The 12,322-nt window shown below is 63.0% G+C and carries 16 protein-coding genes and 1 tRNA gene; 13 read left to right on the top strand and 4 right to left on the bottom strand.

Annotation, left to right across the window (positions count from 1 at the left end):
- Position 1: 1 nt before the first annotated feature.
- The 3 genes from DYZ14_RS08195 to DYZ14_RS08185 are packed head-to-tail and all read right to left on the bottom strand — an operon-like array spanning position 2 to position 2,037.
- Positions 2 to 442 carry a YqaA family protein gene (locus DYZ14_RS08195; protein ID WP_232365471.1) on the bottom strand — a complete coding sequence of 147 codons (441 nt, stop codon included), beginning with the start codon at positions 440 to 442 and terminating at the stop codon, positions 2 to 4.
- Positions 432 to 1,751 (bottom strand): MFS transporter, encoded by a 1,320-nt coding sequence (locus DYZ14_RS08190; protein WP_154720213.1) that lies wholly within the window; start codon positions 1,749 to 1,751, stop codon positions 432 to 434. The genes DYZ14_RS08195 and DYZ14_RS08190 overlap by 11 nt, the downstream gene beginning before the upstream one ends.
- Positions 1,752 to 1,761: 10 nt before the next feature.
- Positions 1,762 to 2,037 carry a metal-sensing transcriptional repressor gene (locus DYZ14_RS08185; protein WP_154720212.1) on the bottom strand — a complete coding sequence of 92 codons (276 nt, stop codon included), beginning with the start codon at positions 2,035 to 2,037 and terminating at the stop codon, positions 1,762 to 1,764.
- A 118-nt stretch (positions 2,038 to 2,155) separates the two neighbouring features.
- Between DYZ14_RS08185 and DYZ14_RS08180 the strand changes: the two genes are divergently transcribed.
- Genes DYZ14_RS08180 through DYZ14_RS08170 form a run of 3 tightly spaced genes read left to right on the top strand, consistent with a single transcriptional unit; the run spans position 2,156 to position 3,966 of the window.
- Positions 2,156 to 2,503 (top strand): hypothetical protein, encoded by a 348-nt coding sequence (locus DYZ14_RS08180; protein ID WP_154720211.1) that lies wholly within the window; start codon positions 2,156 to 2,158, stop codon positions 2,501 to 2,503.
- A gap of 47 nt (positions 2,504 to 2,550) precedes the next feature.
- Complete coding sequence (locus DYZ14_RS08175; protein WP_154720210.1) at positions 2,551 to 3,282, top strand: HupE/UreJ family protein; 732 nt, start codon at positions 2,551 to 2,553, stop codon at positions 3,280 to 3,282.
- A gap of 21 nt (positions 3,283 to 3,303) precedes the next feature.
- Positions 3,304 to 3,966: a transmembrane anchor protein gene (locus DYZ14_RS08170; RefSeq protein ID WP_154720209.1), complete on the top strand. Its 663-nt coding sequence runs from the start codon at positions 3,304 to 3,306 to the stop codon at positions 3,964 to 3,966.
- A 409-nt stretch (positions 3,967 to 4,375) separates the two neighbouring features.
- Here the strand turns inward: DYZ14_RS08170 and DYZ14_RS08165 are convergent.
- Positions 4,376 to 4,465, bottom strand: a tRNA-Ser gene (locus DYZ14_RS08165).
- A gap of 297 nt (positions 4,466 to 4,762) precedes the next feature.
- Here DYZ14_RS08165 and rplU point away from each other — a divergent pair.
- From rplU to rlmH, 10 genes are all read left to right on the top strand, one after another.
- Positions 4,763 to 5,077, top strand: a complete 315-nt coding sequence (gene rplU / locus DYZ14_RS08160; RefSeq protein WP_028737292.1) for a 50S ribosomal protein L21 — start codon at positions 4,763 to 4,765, stop codon at positions 5,075 to 5,077.
- A gap of 36 nt (positions 5,078 to 5,113) precedes the next feature.
- Entirely contained in the window at positions 5,114 to 5,386 is a 273-nt protein-coding gene (gene rpmA / locus DYZ14_RS08155; RefSeq protein WP_028737293.1) for a 50S ribosomal protein L27, read from the top strand.
- A gap of 134 nt (positions 5,387 to 5,520) precedes the next feature.
- The gene (locus tag DYZ14_RS08150; protein ID WP_154720208.1) at positions 5,521 to 6,156 is read left to right on the top strand and encodes a GNAT family N-acetyltransferase; all 636 of its coding nucleotides are present in this window, start codon (positions 5,521 to 5,523) and stop codon (positions 6,154 to 6,156) included.
- Complete coding sequence (locus tag DYZ14_RS08145) at positions 6,156 to 6,725, top strand: GNAT family N-acetyltransferase (RefSeq protein WP_195949874.1); 570 nt, start codon at positions 6,156 to 6,158, stop codon at positions 6,723 to 6,725. Before DYZ14_RS08150 ends, DYZ14_RS08145 begins: the two co-directional genes overlap by 1 nt.
- A gap of 202 nt (positions 6,726 to 6,927) precedes the next feature.
- On the top strand, positions 6,928 to 7,989 hold the full coding sequence (obgE, locus tag DYZ14_RS08140) for a GTPase ObgE (RefSeq protein WP_154720206.1): 1,062 nt from the start codon (positions 6,928 to 6,930) through the stop codon (positions 7,987 to 7,989).
- Positions 7,990 to 9,180 carry a glutamate 5-kinase gene (gene proB / locus DYZ14_RS08135; protein ID WP_154720205.1) on the top strand — a complete coding sequence of 397 codons (1,191 nt, stop codon included), beginning with the start codon at positions 7,990 to 7,992 and terminating at the stop codon, positions 9,178 to 9,180.
- Positions 9,173 to 10,459, top strand: a complete 1,287-nt coding sequence (locus DYZ14_RS08130) for a glutamate-5-semialdehyde dehydrogenase (protein WP_154720204.1) — start codon at positions 9,173 to 9,175, stop codon at positions 10,457 to 10,459. The genes proB and DYZ14_RS08130 overlap by 8 nt, the downstream gene beginning before the upstream one ends.
- A gap of 37 nt (positions 10,460 to 10,496) precedes the next feature.
- Positions 10,497 to 11,135, top strand: a complete 639-nt coding sequence (locus DYZ14_RS08125; protein ID WP_154720464.1) for a nicotinate-nucleotide adenylyltransferase — start codon at positions 10,497 to 10,499, stop codon at positions 11,133 to 11,135.
- A gap of 7 nt (positions 11,136 to 11,142) precedes the next feature.
- Entirely contained in the window at positions 11,143 to 11,628 is a 486-nt protein-coding gene (gene rsfS, locus DYZ14_RS08120; RefSeq protein ID WP_154720203.1) for a ribosome silencing factor, read from the top strand.
- 118 nt (positions 11,629 to 11,746) lie between these two features.
- A complete protein-coding gene (gene rlmH, locus DYZ14_RS08115) occupies positions 11,747 to 12,229 on the top strand; it encodes a 23S rRNA (pseudouridine(1915)-N(3))-methyltransferase RlmH (protein ID WP_154720202.1) in 483 nt (160 codons plus the stop codon).
- The last annotated feature ends 93 nt before the right edge of the window (positions 12,230 to 12,322 follow it).

Genomic DNA, 12,322 nt, shown 5'->3' with positions numbered 1-12,322 from the left:
GTCAGGTGACCTCAAGCGTTACCCAGGCCAGAACAAGATAGCGGCCGACCTTGGCGAGGGTAACGAGCGTGACAAATGCCGGCAACGGGACCCGCAGCACACCCGCGACAACGGTCAGCGGATCGCCGATGATCGGAACCCAGCTTGCCAGCAAAGACCACTTTCCATAACGCCGGTACCAACCCTCAGCCTTGTCGAGTTTTTCCGGCGAGACCGGGAACCATCGACTTTCGCGGTAGTGCTCGATTCCGCGCCCCAGTATCCAGTTGACGACCGAACCCAGCACATTGCCGAGGCTCGCAACGCCAAGCAGTGTTACAAGGGGGTACCGATCCGCGACGATCATCATGGCAAGCACCGCCTCCGACTGTGCCGGCAGAATCGTGGCCGCGAGAAACGCAGCGCCGAACAGGCCGGTATAGGCAGCAAGGTCAGTGTTCACGCGGCCAGTCCGGATGCAGCCGGTCGATCATGAAGGCGTGGCTGTGTCGATGCCCATTTCGATGATGACCCTCCATCAAATGGGGATCGTTCTCTGCCAGATCGCCATGGCTGTGTTCGATGTCCGCCTCGTCAGAGGGCCGCCAGACCCGGACTGCGGCGATAAAACCAAGGCCGGCCAAGATGCCAAGGACCATCGCCGTCCACGAGAGGCCAATGGTTGCGCCGAGCCATCCGGCGAGTGGATAGGTTATCAGCCAAGCCGCATGGGACAAGGCGAAATGGGCGGCGAACAAGGCCGGGCGATCCTCGGCATGGGCGGACCGGCGCAACAACCGGCCGGACGGTGTCTGCACGATCGAATAACCGAGCCCGATCAGTAGCCATACCCCTAGTAGCGTCGCGTAATTGCTGACGAATGCCGTCGTGAGCAGCCCGGCGATCAGGATAGCGGCTCCGGAGAGCATCACCGGACGGTCTGCAACGCTGTCGAGTAGTCTTGGCAGCGATAGTGCCGCGACCATCGAGCCGCATCCAAAGGCGGCGAGCGCCAGCGCCGTATCCGATTGCGACAGCCCGAGATTCGCCTGGACGAAGACGACGGTGTTGACGATGACCATGGCGCCCGCTGCGGAAACGGTGAGGCAGAGCGCCAGAAGGCCGCGCAGTCGCGGGGTCGCCAGATAGAGGCGAAGGCCGCGGGTGGTCCGCTCATAGATGCTCCGGCGCTCCTTCGCAGGATGGCGCGGCAAGACCACGGACACCACCAGGGCCGCAGACGCCAGAAAACCCACGACAGTGCCGGCAAAGAGCGAATGAAAGGATATGACCGTCAGTAGCGCTGCCGCCAGCATCGGGCTGACGAGGCTTTCGAGATCGTAGGCGAGCCTCGAAAGCGACAGGGCACGGGTGTAATCCCTCTCGTCGGGCAGGACATCGGGAATGGTTGCCTGGAAGGCCGGCGTGAAGGCGGCGGAGGCCGACTGAAGCACGAAGATCAGCACATAGACCTGCCAGATCTCGGTCACGAAGGGCAGGCACAGCGCCACGGCTGCCCGCACCAGATCGAGGCTGACCAGCATGGCGCGGCGCGGCAGGACTTCTGCGAAAGCCCCGGCAATCGGTGCGACCGCTACATAGGCGATCATCTTGATGGCGAGCGCCGTTCCCAAGACCGCGCCGGCCCGGTCTCCGGCAAGGTCATAGGCCAGCAATCCGAGCGCCACGGTCGCGAGCCCCGTTCCAACGAGCGCGATCACCTGCGCCAGGAACAGATGCCGGTAGGTTCGATTGGCTAGAACGTCCAGCATGGCGGCTCCCTCAGAGATATTTGGTGATCGCCTTGAACTCATCGATCGACTTGCGCTGCTCGCGGTCGAGCGCGCCGACCGTTTCGTCGAGGCAGTGGTCGAGATGATCCTGGATCAGCGAGCGTTTGGCGTTTTCGACCGCCTTCTCCACCGCATGAAGCTGCTGGGCGATGTCGAGGCACGGCTTGCCGGCATCGATCATCGCGATCACGCTCTTCAGATGACCCTCGGCCCGCTTCAGCCGTTTGACGATGTCGGGATGGGATTCATGTCGATGCTCTGTCATGGTTCTTCTTCCTATCCCCCTGGAGGGGATATTTCAACGCGCTTTCTTGTTTTCCTGGCCAATCACGTCTATCTGCTTGTCCATGCTTCTTCGCGACAGGAGACGATTCGGGGCCGTGATGACGACCGTGCTGGCTATCGTTGCCACGCTCGTCTTTGCCTTCGTTCCCGCAGGGAGCCACTCCCTCAGCCTGCATTCTCAAGGGTTTGCAATCGCGAATGACGCGCATGCCCACGACAACGGCAGCCATTCGCACGACGATGATCTGGACCTCTCCATGGGCGCTTCCGATGCGGTCGATCACCATCACGCCGATCACACCCACGAAAAGGTGGGCCTGGTGGCTGCCTTGGATGACGTGCTGCGCACCGGCTTGCGAGCCAGTTATCGCATCGTCGATTTGCATCCTGACGGCGGGCCTCCTTACGGCATCCACCGGCCTCCACGCTCCATGAACCTCGTCTGACCCACGCCGCATTCTGCGGCCGGTTCAACTCGTTCACGGACATTTTCATGAATACACTTCTTCGCGGAGGCGTGTCGCACGGGCAGTCAGCCCGCCGCACGCTCGCCTATCTGACACTTGTCGTCCTGTCGCTGCTGTTGCTTGTGAGCACGGCCGCGGCCCATGCCGTCGCCGAAGGCGACAAGGGCTACATCCAGGAGATCACCGGGGTTCATTTGTTCCCCTTCGTCTATCTGGGCGCCAAGCACATGGTCACCGGCTACGACCATCTGCTGTTCCTGTTCGGCGTGATCTTCTTCCTCTACCGGCTGAAGCACATCGCCATCTATGTGAGCCTCTTTGCCGTCGGTCATTCGACGACGATGCTGCTCGGGGTCTATTTCGGCTGGAATGTCAGCGCCTATCTGATCGACGCCATCATCGGGCTCTCGGTCGTCTACAAGGCGCTGGACAATCTAGGCGCCTTCCAGCGATGGCTGGGTTTCCAGCCGAACACCAAGGTCGCCACGCTGATCTTCGGCTTTTTCCATGGCCTCGGTCTCGCGACCAAGATCATGGAATATGAGATAGCCGCCGATGGCCTCATCCCCAACCTGCTCGCCTTCAATGTCGGCGTCGAGATCGGCCAGTTCATCGCGCTCGCCATCATCCTGATCGCCATGAGCTACTGGCGCAAGACCTCCGGCTTCATGCGCCATGCCTACACCGCCAACGTGCTGATGATGACCGCCGGCTGGCTGCTGGTCGGCTATCAGATCACCGGCTACTTCGTCTCCTGACCCAACTAAGGATGAAATCATATGTTCAATTCGCAAGCTCCCAATCCAGACGACCTGCCGTCCTCCAGGCAACTCGTCAAATCGACGGTCATCTCCGTCGTTGCGGCCGCAGCCCTTCTCGTCACCGTCGTCATGCCGTCCGAATACGGGATCGACCCGACCGGTATCGGTTCGGTCATGGGCCTCACCGAAATGGGTGAGATCAAGACGCAGCTCGCCGAAGAGGCGGAACTGGATCGGAAGGCGGCCCAGAACGCGGGAGAAAGCCTCATTCCCACGCAGCCAGCACCAGTTCCACAGGAAGGGTCGAGCCTTCTTGAACGCATCATCCGCGAGTTCGGCATATCGGCCGCCTATGCGCGGGACGCCATTCGAAAGGATGAAGTGTCCATCACCCTCCAGCCGGGCGAAGGGGCTGAAGTGAAACTGGTCATGCTCAAGGGAGCCAAGACGAACTACACCTGGACCGCCAATGGCTCGAAAGTCAATTTCGACACCCATGGCGACGGCGGCGGCGAGAGCATCAGCTACGAGAAGGGCCGCGGCGCAGCCGAGGACAGCGGAGTCCTCGAAGCGGCTTTCGACGGTAATCACGGCTGGTTCTGGCGCAACCGCACCGGAGATCCGGTAACCGTGACACTGAAGACCGATGGCGCCTACAGCGACATCAAGCGCGTCATGTGAAGCAGTGGAGGTCGAGGGCCCCGCCTTCGGCCTCCGTCACTATTGGCATCTCCGGAAGTGGTCACCGACGAAGCAGACGGGCGGCCTTCAGGAACCAGAGGGGGTGATCCGAACGGCCGGGATGGCGTCACATAGCTGCCCTTCAACACGTCTAAAACGGATCGAATTCGACCGGAAATCATTCCCGCTTACGCGCCCCGGCAACCCGTTTGTTCTTGGCGATTTCGTCGAAATCCAGCTTCCGGCGGTCCAAGGTTTGGGCTCAGAGCAGTTGATCCAATTCTTTAAAGGAGCAGACTTGGCTCTCCGATAGAGCCGCCATAGTGGCCCTAGCCAACCTCAGCACCCGTCTCGACGATCAAGAGAAGCCAGCCAGTCGTGGAAAAACCTTACGGCCCAAGGTCCTGAATGGCGGAGAGGGTGGGATTCGAACCCACGATACGGTTGCCCGTATGCCGCATTTCGAGTGCGGTGCTTTCGACCACTCAGCCACCTCTCCGCTTTGCTGGTCGGCGCAAGTTGTGCGCGGGCTGTCTCTTAGCGGGCAAATGTCGGGCTTGCAAGGGCGAAAATCCAACTATCTCGAGCTTTCATCTTGACAGTTTTTGGCCCGTCACGTATGCGAGCCGTGAATTAGACATGGGCCAACTGTGTCCTGATTTCTCCGCCCCGGCGGAAATTCCACCGGCAGGCGCCGCGATCGTTTAGATTTCAGGGCCTGCTTCCCTATCGACTGACAAGAAGACGGCCGTCTGGTTGCCAGGCAGAGCCGGAAACGAACATGAAAGGATAACCAATGTTCGCAGTCATCAAGACCGGCGGTAAGCAGTACCGCGTAAGCGCCAACGACGTGCTGACCATCGAAAAGCTGGAAGCCGAAGCAGGTGCGACTATCGAATTCACTGAAGTTCTCATGGTCGGCGTTGGTGCCGATGCCAAGATCGGCCTGCCCTTCGTGGCCGGCGCATCGGTCAAGGCGGAAGTCGTCGAGCAGAACCGTGGCAAGAAGGTGATCGCGTTCAAGAAGCGCCGTCGCCAGAATTCCAAGCGTTCGCGCGGCCATCGCCAGCACCACACCGTCGTTCGCATCACCGACATCGTCGCTGCGTAACGGTCAAAGAGAAAACAGGTTTAAAGGAGAAATCCAATGGCACACAAAAAAGCTGGCGGTTCGTCGCGCAACGGTCGCGATTCGAATTCCAAGCGCCTTGGCGTGAAGAAGTTCGGCGGCGAAGCCGTCATTCCGGGCAACATCATCGTTCGTCAGCGCGGCACCCAGTGGCATCCGGACGCCAATGTCGGCATGGGCAAGGATCATACCGTATTTTCGCTCATTGAAGGCAATGTCGCTTACCGTACCAAGGCCAATGGCAAGGTATACGTGTCGGTGATGCCGAAAGCGGCCGAAGCAGCGGAATAAAGCCGGTACGCTCTAAACAGCCGGCGTCTCATCGACCCGGCTGGCCGTACCAGGTTCAGTCTAGAAAACAGGGGAGATGGGGCGCCATCTCCCCTTTTTCTTATGCCTTTTTTCAACCAGAAGGAGACTGAACCATGCAGATCGAACTATCGAGGGTCGACCCGTCGCGGTCACCCCAGGACCGGTTGAGGCCGGATCGGTTACGGAGCGATTGCCCCGTCTTGCTGTCGCAGAGGCTCGTCATGCGCGCGCCCCACGAGGAAGACATCGACGCCCTTGCCCATCTCGCCAACAACGCCGCCGTTGCCACCATGGTATCGCGCATGCCGCACCCCTACACGGCACGCGATGCGGCCGATTTCGTGCGACGCACGAATGCTGGCGAGATTGGCAAATGCGTCTATGCGATCACCAAGGCCGACAACGGCGAATTCCTCGGCTGCTGCGCGCTGGAGCCGCATGTCAACGACGCCGACACGCTGGAAATCGGCTATTGGCTCGGCGAGCCGCACTGGAACAGGGGCTATGCCACGGAGGCGGCCCACGTGCTGATCGACATGGCGTTTCGCACCCGCGACATCGCCCATATCGACGCGCGCTGCCGGGTCACCAACATCGCCTCGCGCCGGGTGATCCAGAAGTGCGGCTTCCAGTTCCAGGGCTCGGGCATGGTCGCAAGCCTCGCCATGGGCGGCATGATGCCGGTCGAATGGTACAGGCTCGACCGCAAGACCTGGATGTCCCTGAAGAGCTGGGGGGAGATGCGGTGATGAACGCACCCCTGATGAGGACCTTGCCCTCGATGCCCGGGCCCTGCCCGGTCATCGAGACGGCGCGATTGACGCTGCGTCCGCATCGCATGAGCGATGCCGATGCGATCGCGGAATCGCTCAACGACTACCAGATCGTGCGCATGCTGGCGCGCGTCCCGGTTCCCTATGACCGGCAGGACGCCGCCGACTGGCTGGGCCGTGCAACCTCCGGCATCACGCCGGACTGGTCGCTCGCCATCACCACCGGCGACGACGTTCATCTCGGCGTGGTCTCGATCGAGCTGCGCCACGGCCTCTGGCATCTCGGTTACTGGCTGAACCGCTACTACTGGGGCAAGGGGCTGATGAGCGAGGCGGCGGGTGCGGCGATCGAGCGCTTCTTCCGCCGCATGCCGCAGACGGAGCTTCATTCCGGCGCCTTCGCCGACAATGCAGCCTCGCTGCGTATCCAGGACAAGCTCGGCTTTTCGATCCTGCGATGCGGCGATCTCTATTCATGCGCCCGCAACGCGGTGGCCCCGCATATCGAAACGCGGCTGACGGAGGCGGATTTCCGCCGACCGTGACAGACCCGGACCGGGGCGGCGCATCGTCGCCCCGGGCCTCGCGCAAGGTGCGCAGCAACGCCGGGCCAGCCGGCCGTAAGCGGCGTTCCGCCACCATACCGGCCGAAGAATATGACGATACTCTTTGACCTCCGGCTCAACCGGCTATATCGATGGCCCAAACAATCCCGCTCATCCCGACCCGCAATCAATTGGCAGAAGCATGAAATTTCTCGACGAGGCAAAGGTCTATATCCGCTCCGGTGACGGTGGCGCCGGCAGCGTCTCCTTCCGCCGCGAAAAATTCATCGAGTTCGGCGGTCCGGACGGCGGCGATGGCGGCCGCGGCGGCGATGTCTGGGTCGAGGCGGTCAACGGCCTCAACACCCTCATCGACTTCCGCTTCCAGCAGCATTTCAAGGCCAAGACCGGTACCCACGGCATGGGGCGCAACCGCACCGGCGCCAATGGCGAGGATGTGACGCTGAAGGTGCCCGTCGGCACGCAGATCTTCGAGGAAGACAACGAGACCCTGATCGTCGACATGACGGTCGAGGGCCAGCGTTTCCGCATCGCCAAGGGCGGCAATGGCGGCTTCGGCAATGCGCATTTCAAGTCGGCGACCAACCAGGCGCCGAACTGGGCCAATCCGGGCCTGGAGGGCGAGGAAAAGACGGTCTGGCTGCGCTTGAAGCTGATCGCCGATGCCGGACTGGTCGGGCTTCCCAATGCCGGCAAGTCGACCTTCCTGGCCGCCGTCACCCGCGCCCGGCCGAAGATCGCCAACTATCCCTTCACCACGCTGCATCCGAACCTCGGCGTCGCCACCGTCGACGAGCGCGAATTCATCCTCGCCGACATTCCGGGCCTGATCGAAGGCGCGCATGAAGGCGTCGGCATCGGCGACCGCTTCCTCGGCCATGTCGAGCGCACCCGCGTGCTTCTGCATCTCGTCTCCGCCCAGGAAGAGCATGTCGGCAAGGCCTACAAGACGGTCAAGCACGAGCTCGAAGCCTATGGCGGCGGCCTGGAAGACAAGCCTGAAATCGTCGCCTTGTCGCAGATCGACGTACTCGACGAGGAAGGCCTGAAGAAGAAGGCGCAGGAGTTGAAGAAGGCTTGCGGCAAGACGCCGCTCCTTCTCTCCGCCATCACCGGCAAGGGCATGACCGAGGCGCTCCGGCAATTGCGCGACATCATCGTCGCCGAAAGCGGCAATATCCCGCTGCCGGAGAAACGCGACCGCAATCGCAAGCGCGACCAGGAAACGGAAGGCGATGAATAAATGTCGGCCGGAGCCAAGTCGCTGACGCGCTACAAGCGCATCGTCATCAAAATCGGCTCGGCCCTGCTGGTCGATCGGGGAAGCGGCCTGAAGAAGGCCTGGCTCGACGCGATCTGCGACGACATCGCCGCGTTGAGGGCCCGCGGCGTCGATGTGCTGGTCGTCTCCTCGGGCGCGATCGCCCTTGGCCGCACCGTGCTCGACCTGCCCTCCGGCGGGTTGAAGCTCGAGGAAAGCCAGGCGGCCGCGGCCGTCGGCCAGATCGCGCTGGCCCGGCACTGGTCGGAAAGCCTGTCGCGGTCGTCGATCGTCGCCGGCCAGATTCTCTTGACGCTCGGCGATACCGAGGAGCGCCGTCGCTATTTGAACGCGCGCGCCACCCTGCAGCAGCTCCTGAAGATCGGCGCCGTGCCGATCATCAACGAGAACGACACGGTCGCCACCACCGAAATCCGCTATGGCGACAATGATCGCCTCGCCGCCCGCGTCGCCACCATGGCCGGCGCCGACCTGCTTGTCCTGCTCTCCGACATCGACGGGCTCTATACCGCCCCGCCGCATCTCGACCCCAACGCCCGCTTCCTCGACACGATCGCCGAGATCACTCCGGAAATCGAAGCCATGGCCGGGGGTGCTGCCTCCGAACTGTCGCGCGGCGGCATGCGCACCAAGATCGACGCCGGCAAGATGGCCACCGGCGCCGGCTGTGCCATGATCATTGCCTCGGGCAAGACCGACCATCCGCTGAAAGCCATCGAGACCGGCGCCCGCCACTCCTGGTTCGCCGCCGCCAAGACGCCGGTGACCGCCCGCAAGACCTGGATCGCCGGCCAGCTCCAGGCCGCCGGCGAACTGCATGTCGATGCCGGCGCGCAGACGGCACTGAAGGCCGGCAAGAGCCTGCTACCCGCCGGCGTGCGTCAGGTCGTCGGCCAGTTCAGCCGCGGCGACACCGTCTCGGTGATCGGCGTGGAAGGCCGCGAAATCGCCCGCGGACTTGCCGGATACGACGCCGAGGAGGCACGCCGCATCACCGGGCGCAAATCCTCCGAGATCGAGGACATTCTCGGCTATGCCGGTCGCGCCGCGATGATCCATCGCGACGACCTGGTGATGACCGACCCGGCGCACAAGCACGACGCTACGCAGGCCGACAACCAGGCCGACAAGAAGGACGAAGCCCATGCTTGACAAGGCAAAAGCCGACCTGACCAACGTCGATGCGCTGATGCTGGACATCGGCCGGCGCGCCCGCGCCGCCGCCCGGCCCCTGGCGATCACTTCGACGGAAGCGAAGAATGGCGCGCTTTCCGCCATGGCCGACGCTATTCTCGCCGACGAACAGGCAATCCTCGCCGCCAATGCGATCGACCTGAGGAATGCCGAGGATAGCGGCCTTGCCGCATCCTTCATTGACCGCCTGACGCTCGATCCGGCCCGCATCAAGGCTATCGCAGAGGGCATTCGCGCCATCGCCGAACTGAAGGATCCGGTGGGCGAGGTGATCGCCGCCTGGGACCGGCCGAACGGCCTTGAGATCGAGCGCGTGCGCACCCCGCTCGGTGTTATCGGCGTGATCTACGAGAGCCGCCCCAACGTCACCGCCGATGCCGGCGCGCTCTGCCTGAAAGCCGGCAATGCCGTGATCCTGCGCGGCGGCTCGGACTCGCTCAACTCTTCGCGGGCGATCCATGCCTGCCTCGTCAAGGGTCTCGAAAAGGTCGGCCTGCCGGCCGATGCCATTCAGCTGGTTCCCGTGCCGGACCGCGCCGCCGTCGGCGCCATGCTGACCGGCCTTGAAGGCGCGATCGACGTGATCGTGCCGCGCGGGGGAAAAAGCCTCGTCGCCCGCGTGCAGGCGGAAGCGCGCGTTCCAGTCTTTGCCCATCTCGAAGGCCTCTGCCACGTCTATGTCGACGCTTCCGCCGATCTTGAGATGGCCAAGCGCATCGTCGTCAACTCGAAGATGCGCCGCACCGGCATCTGCGGCGCGGCAGAGACACTCCTGGTCGACAGCGCGGCGCTGGGCACGCATCTCATGCCGATCCTCGAGGCACTGACCGAAGCCGGCTGCGAGATCCATGCCTCGCCGACCGTGCTGAAGATCCATCCGGGCTTCAAGCCGGCAACGGAAGAAGACTGGCGCACCGAATATCTCGACGCCATCATCGCGGTCGCCATCGTCGACGGCGTCTCGGGCGCGATCGATCACATAGCCCGCTATTCATCCCATCACACCGAGGCGGTGATCGCCGAGGATCCGGCTGTCGTCGAGCGCTTCTTCAACGAGATCGATTCGGCGATCCTGCTGCACAATGCCTCGACCCAGTTCGCCGATGGCGGCGAGTTCGGCATGGGCGCCGAGATCGGCATCGCCACCGGCAAGATGCACGCGCGCGGCCCTGTCGGCGTCGAACAGCTGACCTCGTTCAAATATCGGGTGCACGGCACCGGACAGGTGCGACCCTAAGGTGGCTGAGGAAGCGATCGCCCATCGCCATCGTTTCATGCCGCATGTCGAACCGGGCATGGTCGTCGGCCTGTTCGGCGGCTCGTTCAATCCGCCGCATCAGGGCCATGCACTGGTTGCCGAAATCGCCCTTCGCCGCCTCGGCCTCGACCAGTTGTGGTGGATCGTCACCCCCGGCAATCCGCTGAAAAGCCGCGGCAACCTGGCGCCGCTATCCGAGCGGCTCGCCAAGTGCGAGGCGCTGGTCGAAGATCCGCGCATCAAGGTCACGGCCTTCGAGCAGATGCTCGGCACCAGCTACACGGCCAAGACGCTCGACCGCGTGAAGGCACGCAACCGCGACGCCCGTTTCATCTGGATCATGGGCGCGGACAATCTCGCAAGCTTCCATCGCTGGCAGCACTGGCAACGCATCGCCATGACCTTCCCGATCGCCGTGATCGACCGGCCGGGTTCGACGCTCGCCTATCTTTCCTCGAAGATGGCCCGCACATTCGATTATGCGCGCATTGACGAGGACGACGCCGGCGTCTTGTGGAAGAAGAAGGCTCCGGCCTGGACCTTCATCCACGGCCCCCGCTCGACGCTCTCCTCGACCGCGCTGCGCGAGGCCGCCGCGACCTCAGCGCAAGGGGTGAAAAAGCCCGCTCTTTCTGGCCGTCCCTTGAAAGATTAACGGATCGATGCCACCTTCCATGAGTGATTTCCGATCGTGGGAATCACCTTCGTGCTGTTCTGCAAAGAAAGGGAAAACTCTGACAACAGTACACTCCAAGGGAAAGGCGCACGTCGTCATCCCGAAAAGCCCGGAACGTGGCGCCGATGCTGCAGACCGCGCGCTTGAGCTGGTCCTCGCGAGCCTCGAGGACTCCAAGGCAGAAGATATCGTCACCATCAACATTGTCGGAAAATCCGCGCTGGGCGACTACATGGTCGTCGTCTCCGGGCGCTCGAACCGACATGTGGCGGCGATCAGCGAGCACCTGATTTCCGACCTCAAGGACGAGGGCTTCGGTTCTCCCCGCGTCGAGGGACTGGAAGCCGGCGATTGGGTGCTGATCGATACCGGTGACATCATCGTGCATGTGTTCCGCCCCGAAATCCGCGAGTTCTACAACATCGAAAAGATGTGGGCCGCTCCGGACATCGAGGAAGGCACCCTGCACTGACACCGATGGCCCGCTGCCGCTGACACGGATCACGGCAGCAGCGAAGCCCTGACAAGCGGCAAGCGTCGCGCGCTTTGCCGCCATGAGGGTTGCGCGGCCACGAAGGAAGGATCGAGACATGCGCGTGGGCATCTATGCCGTGGGCCGGCTGAAGGCCGGACCGGAGAAGGAACTCGCGTCCCGTTATCTCGACCGTTTCGCCAAGGCCGGGCCCGCCTGCGGGCTCGAATTCCTCCGCTCGGTCGAAATCGCCGAAAGCCGTGCCTCCAATGCAGCGACCCGCAAGCGTGAGGAAGCGGCGGAACTGACGAAAGCCATGCCGGAAGGCGCCCTCGTCATCATCCTCGACGAACGCGGCAAGGCACTCGACAGCCAGGAATTCGCCGACCTGATCGGCGATCACCGCGACCGCGGCCAGCGGGACCTCGCCATCGTCATCGGCGGCGCCGACGGCGTCGATCCGGACCTGCGCGAAAAGACCAAACTCGTCCTCAATCTCGGTCGCATGACCTGGCCGCATCAGCTGGTGCGCATCCTCGTCGCCGAGCAGCTTTATCGCGCCGTGACCATCCTGTCCGGCCATCCCTATCATCGCGTCTGACGCCCGCGAGCGCGCCTCCGCATCGCCCGCTTTGCGTGGGCGGCCAAATCAGCGTATTTTCCGCCGCGAACCGGGATAGCGCCTTGCGATACG

Source organism: Ciceribacter sp. T2.26MG-112.2, from assembly GCF_900492205.1.
GTDB classification, from domain to species: Bacteria; Pseudomonadota; Alphaproteobacteria; order Rhizobiales; family Rhizobiaceae; genus Allorhizobium; species Allorhizobium naphthalenivorans_A.
This window is presented reverse-complemented; position numbering and strand designations above follow the sequence as displayed.

What these genes read in the sequence shown, in the direction of transcription:
- DYZ14_RS08190 (WP_154720213.1), bottom strand. Translation starts at nt 1,751, where the DNA reads ATGCTGGACGTTCTAGCCAATCGAACCTACCGGCATCTGTTCCTGGCG.
- DYZ14_RS08185 (WP_154720212.1), bottom strand. Translation starts at nt 2,037, where the DNA reads ATGACAGAGCATCGACATGAATCCCATCCCGACATCGTCAAACGGCTG.
- DYZ14_RS08180 (WP_154720211.1), top strand. Translation starts at nt 2,156, where the DNA reads ATGACGACCGTGCTGGCTATCGTTGCCACGCTCGTCTTTGCCTTCGTT.
- DYZ14_RS08175 (WP_154720210.1), top strand. Translation starts at nt 2,551, where the DNA reads ATGAATACACTTCTTCGCGGAGGCGTGTCGCACGGGCAGTCAGCCCGC.
- DYZ14_RS08170 (WP_154720209.1), top strand. Translation starts at nt 3,304, where the DNA reads ATGTTCAATTCGCAAGCTCCCAATCCAGACGACCTGCCGTCCTCCAGG.
- rplU (WP_028737292.1), top strand. Translation starts at nt 4,763, where the DNA reads ATGTTCGCAGTCATCAAGACCGGCGGTAAGCAGTACCGCGTAAGCGCC.
- rpmA (WP_028737293.1), top strand. Translation starts at nt 5,114, where the DNA reads ATGGCACACAAAAAAGCTGGCGGTTCGTCGCGCAACGGTCGCGATTCG.
- DYZ14_RS08150 (WP_154720208.1), top strand. Translation starts at nt 5,521, where the DNA reads ATGCAGATCGAACTATCGAGGGTCGACCCGTCGCGGTCACCCCAGGAC.
- DYZ14_RS08145 (WP_195949874.1), top strand. Translation starts at nt 6,156, where the DNA reads ATGAACGCACCCCTGATGAGGACCTTGCCCTCGATGCCCGGGCCCTGC.
- obgE (WP_154720206.1), top strand. Translation starts at nt 6,928, where the DNA reads ATGAAATTTCTCGACGAGGCAAAGGTCTATATCCGCTCCGGTGACGGT.
- proB (WP_154720205.1), top strand. Translation starts at nt 7,990, where the DNA reads ATGTCGGCCGGAGCCAAGTCGCTGACGCGCTACAAGCGCATCGTCATC.
- DYZ14_RS08130 (WP_154720204.1), top strand. Translation starts at nt 9,173, where the DNA reads ATGCTTGACAAGGCAAAAGCCGACCTGACCAACGTCGATGCGCTGATG.
- DYZ14_RS08125 (WP_154720464.1), top strand. Translation starts at nt 10,497, where the DNA reads ATGCCGCATGTCGAACCGGGCATGGTCGTCGGCCTGTTCGGCGGCTCG.
- rsfS (WP_154720203.1), top strand. Translation starts at nt 11,143, where the DNA reads ATGCCACCTTCCATGAGTGATTTCCGATCGTGGGAATCACCTTCGTGC.
- rlmH (WP_154720202.1), top strand. Translation starts at nt 11,747, where the DNA reads ATGCGCGTGGGCATCTATGCCGTGGGCCGGCTGAAGGCCGGACCGGAG.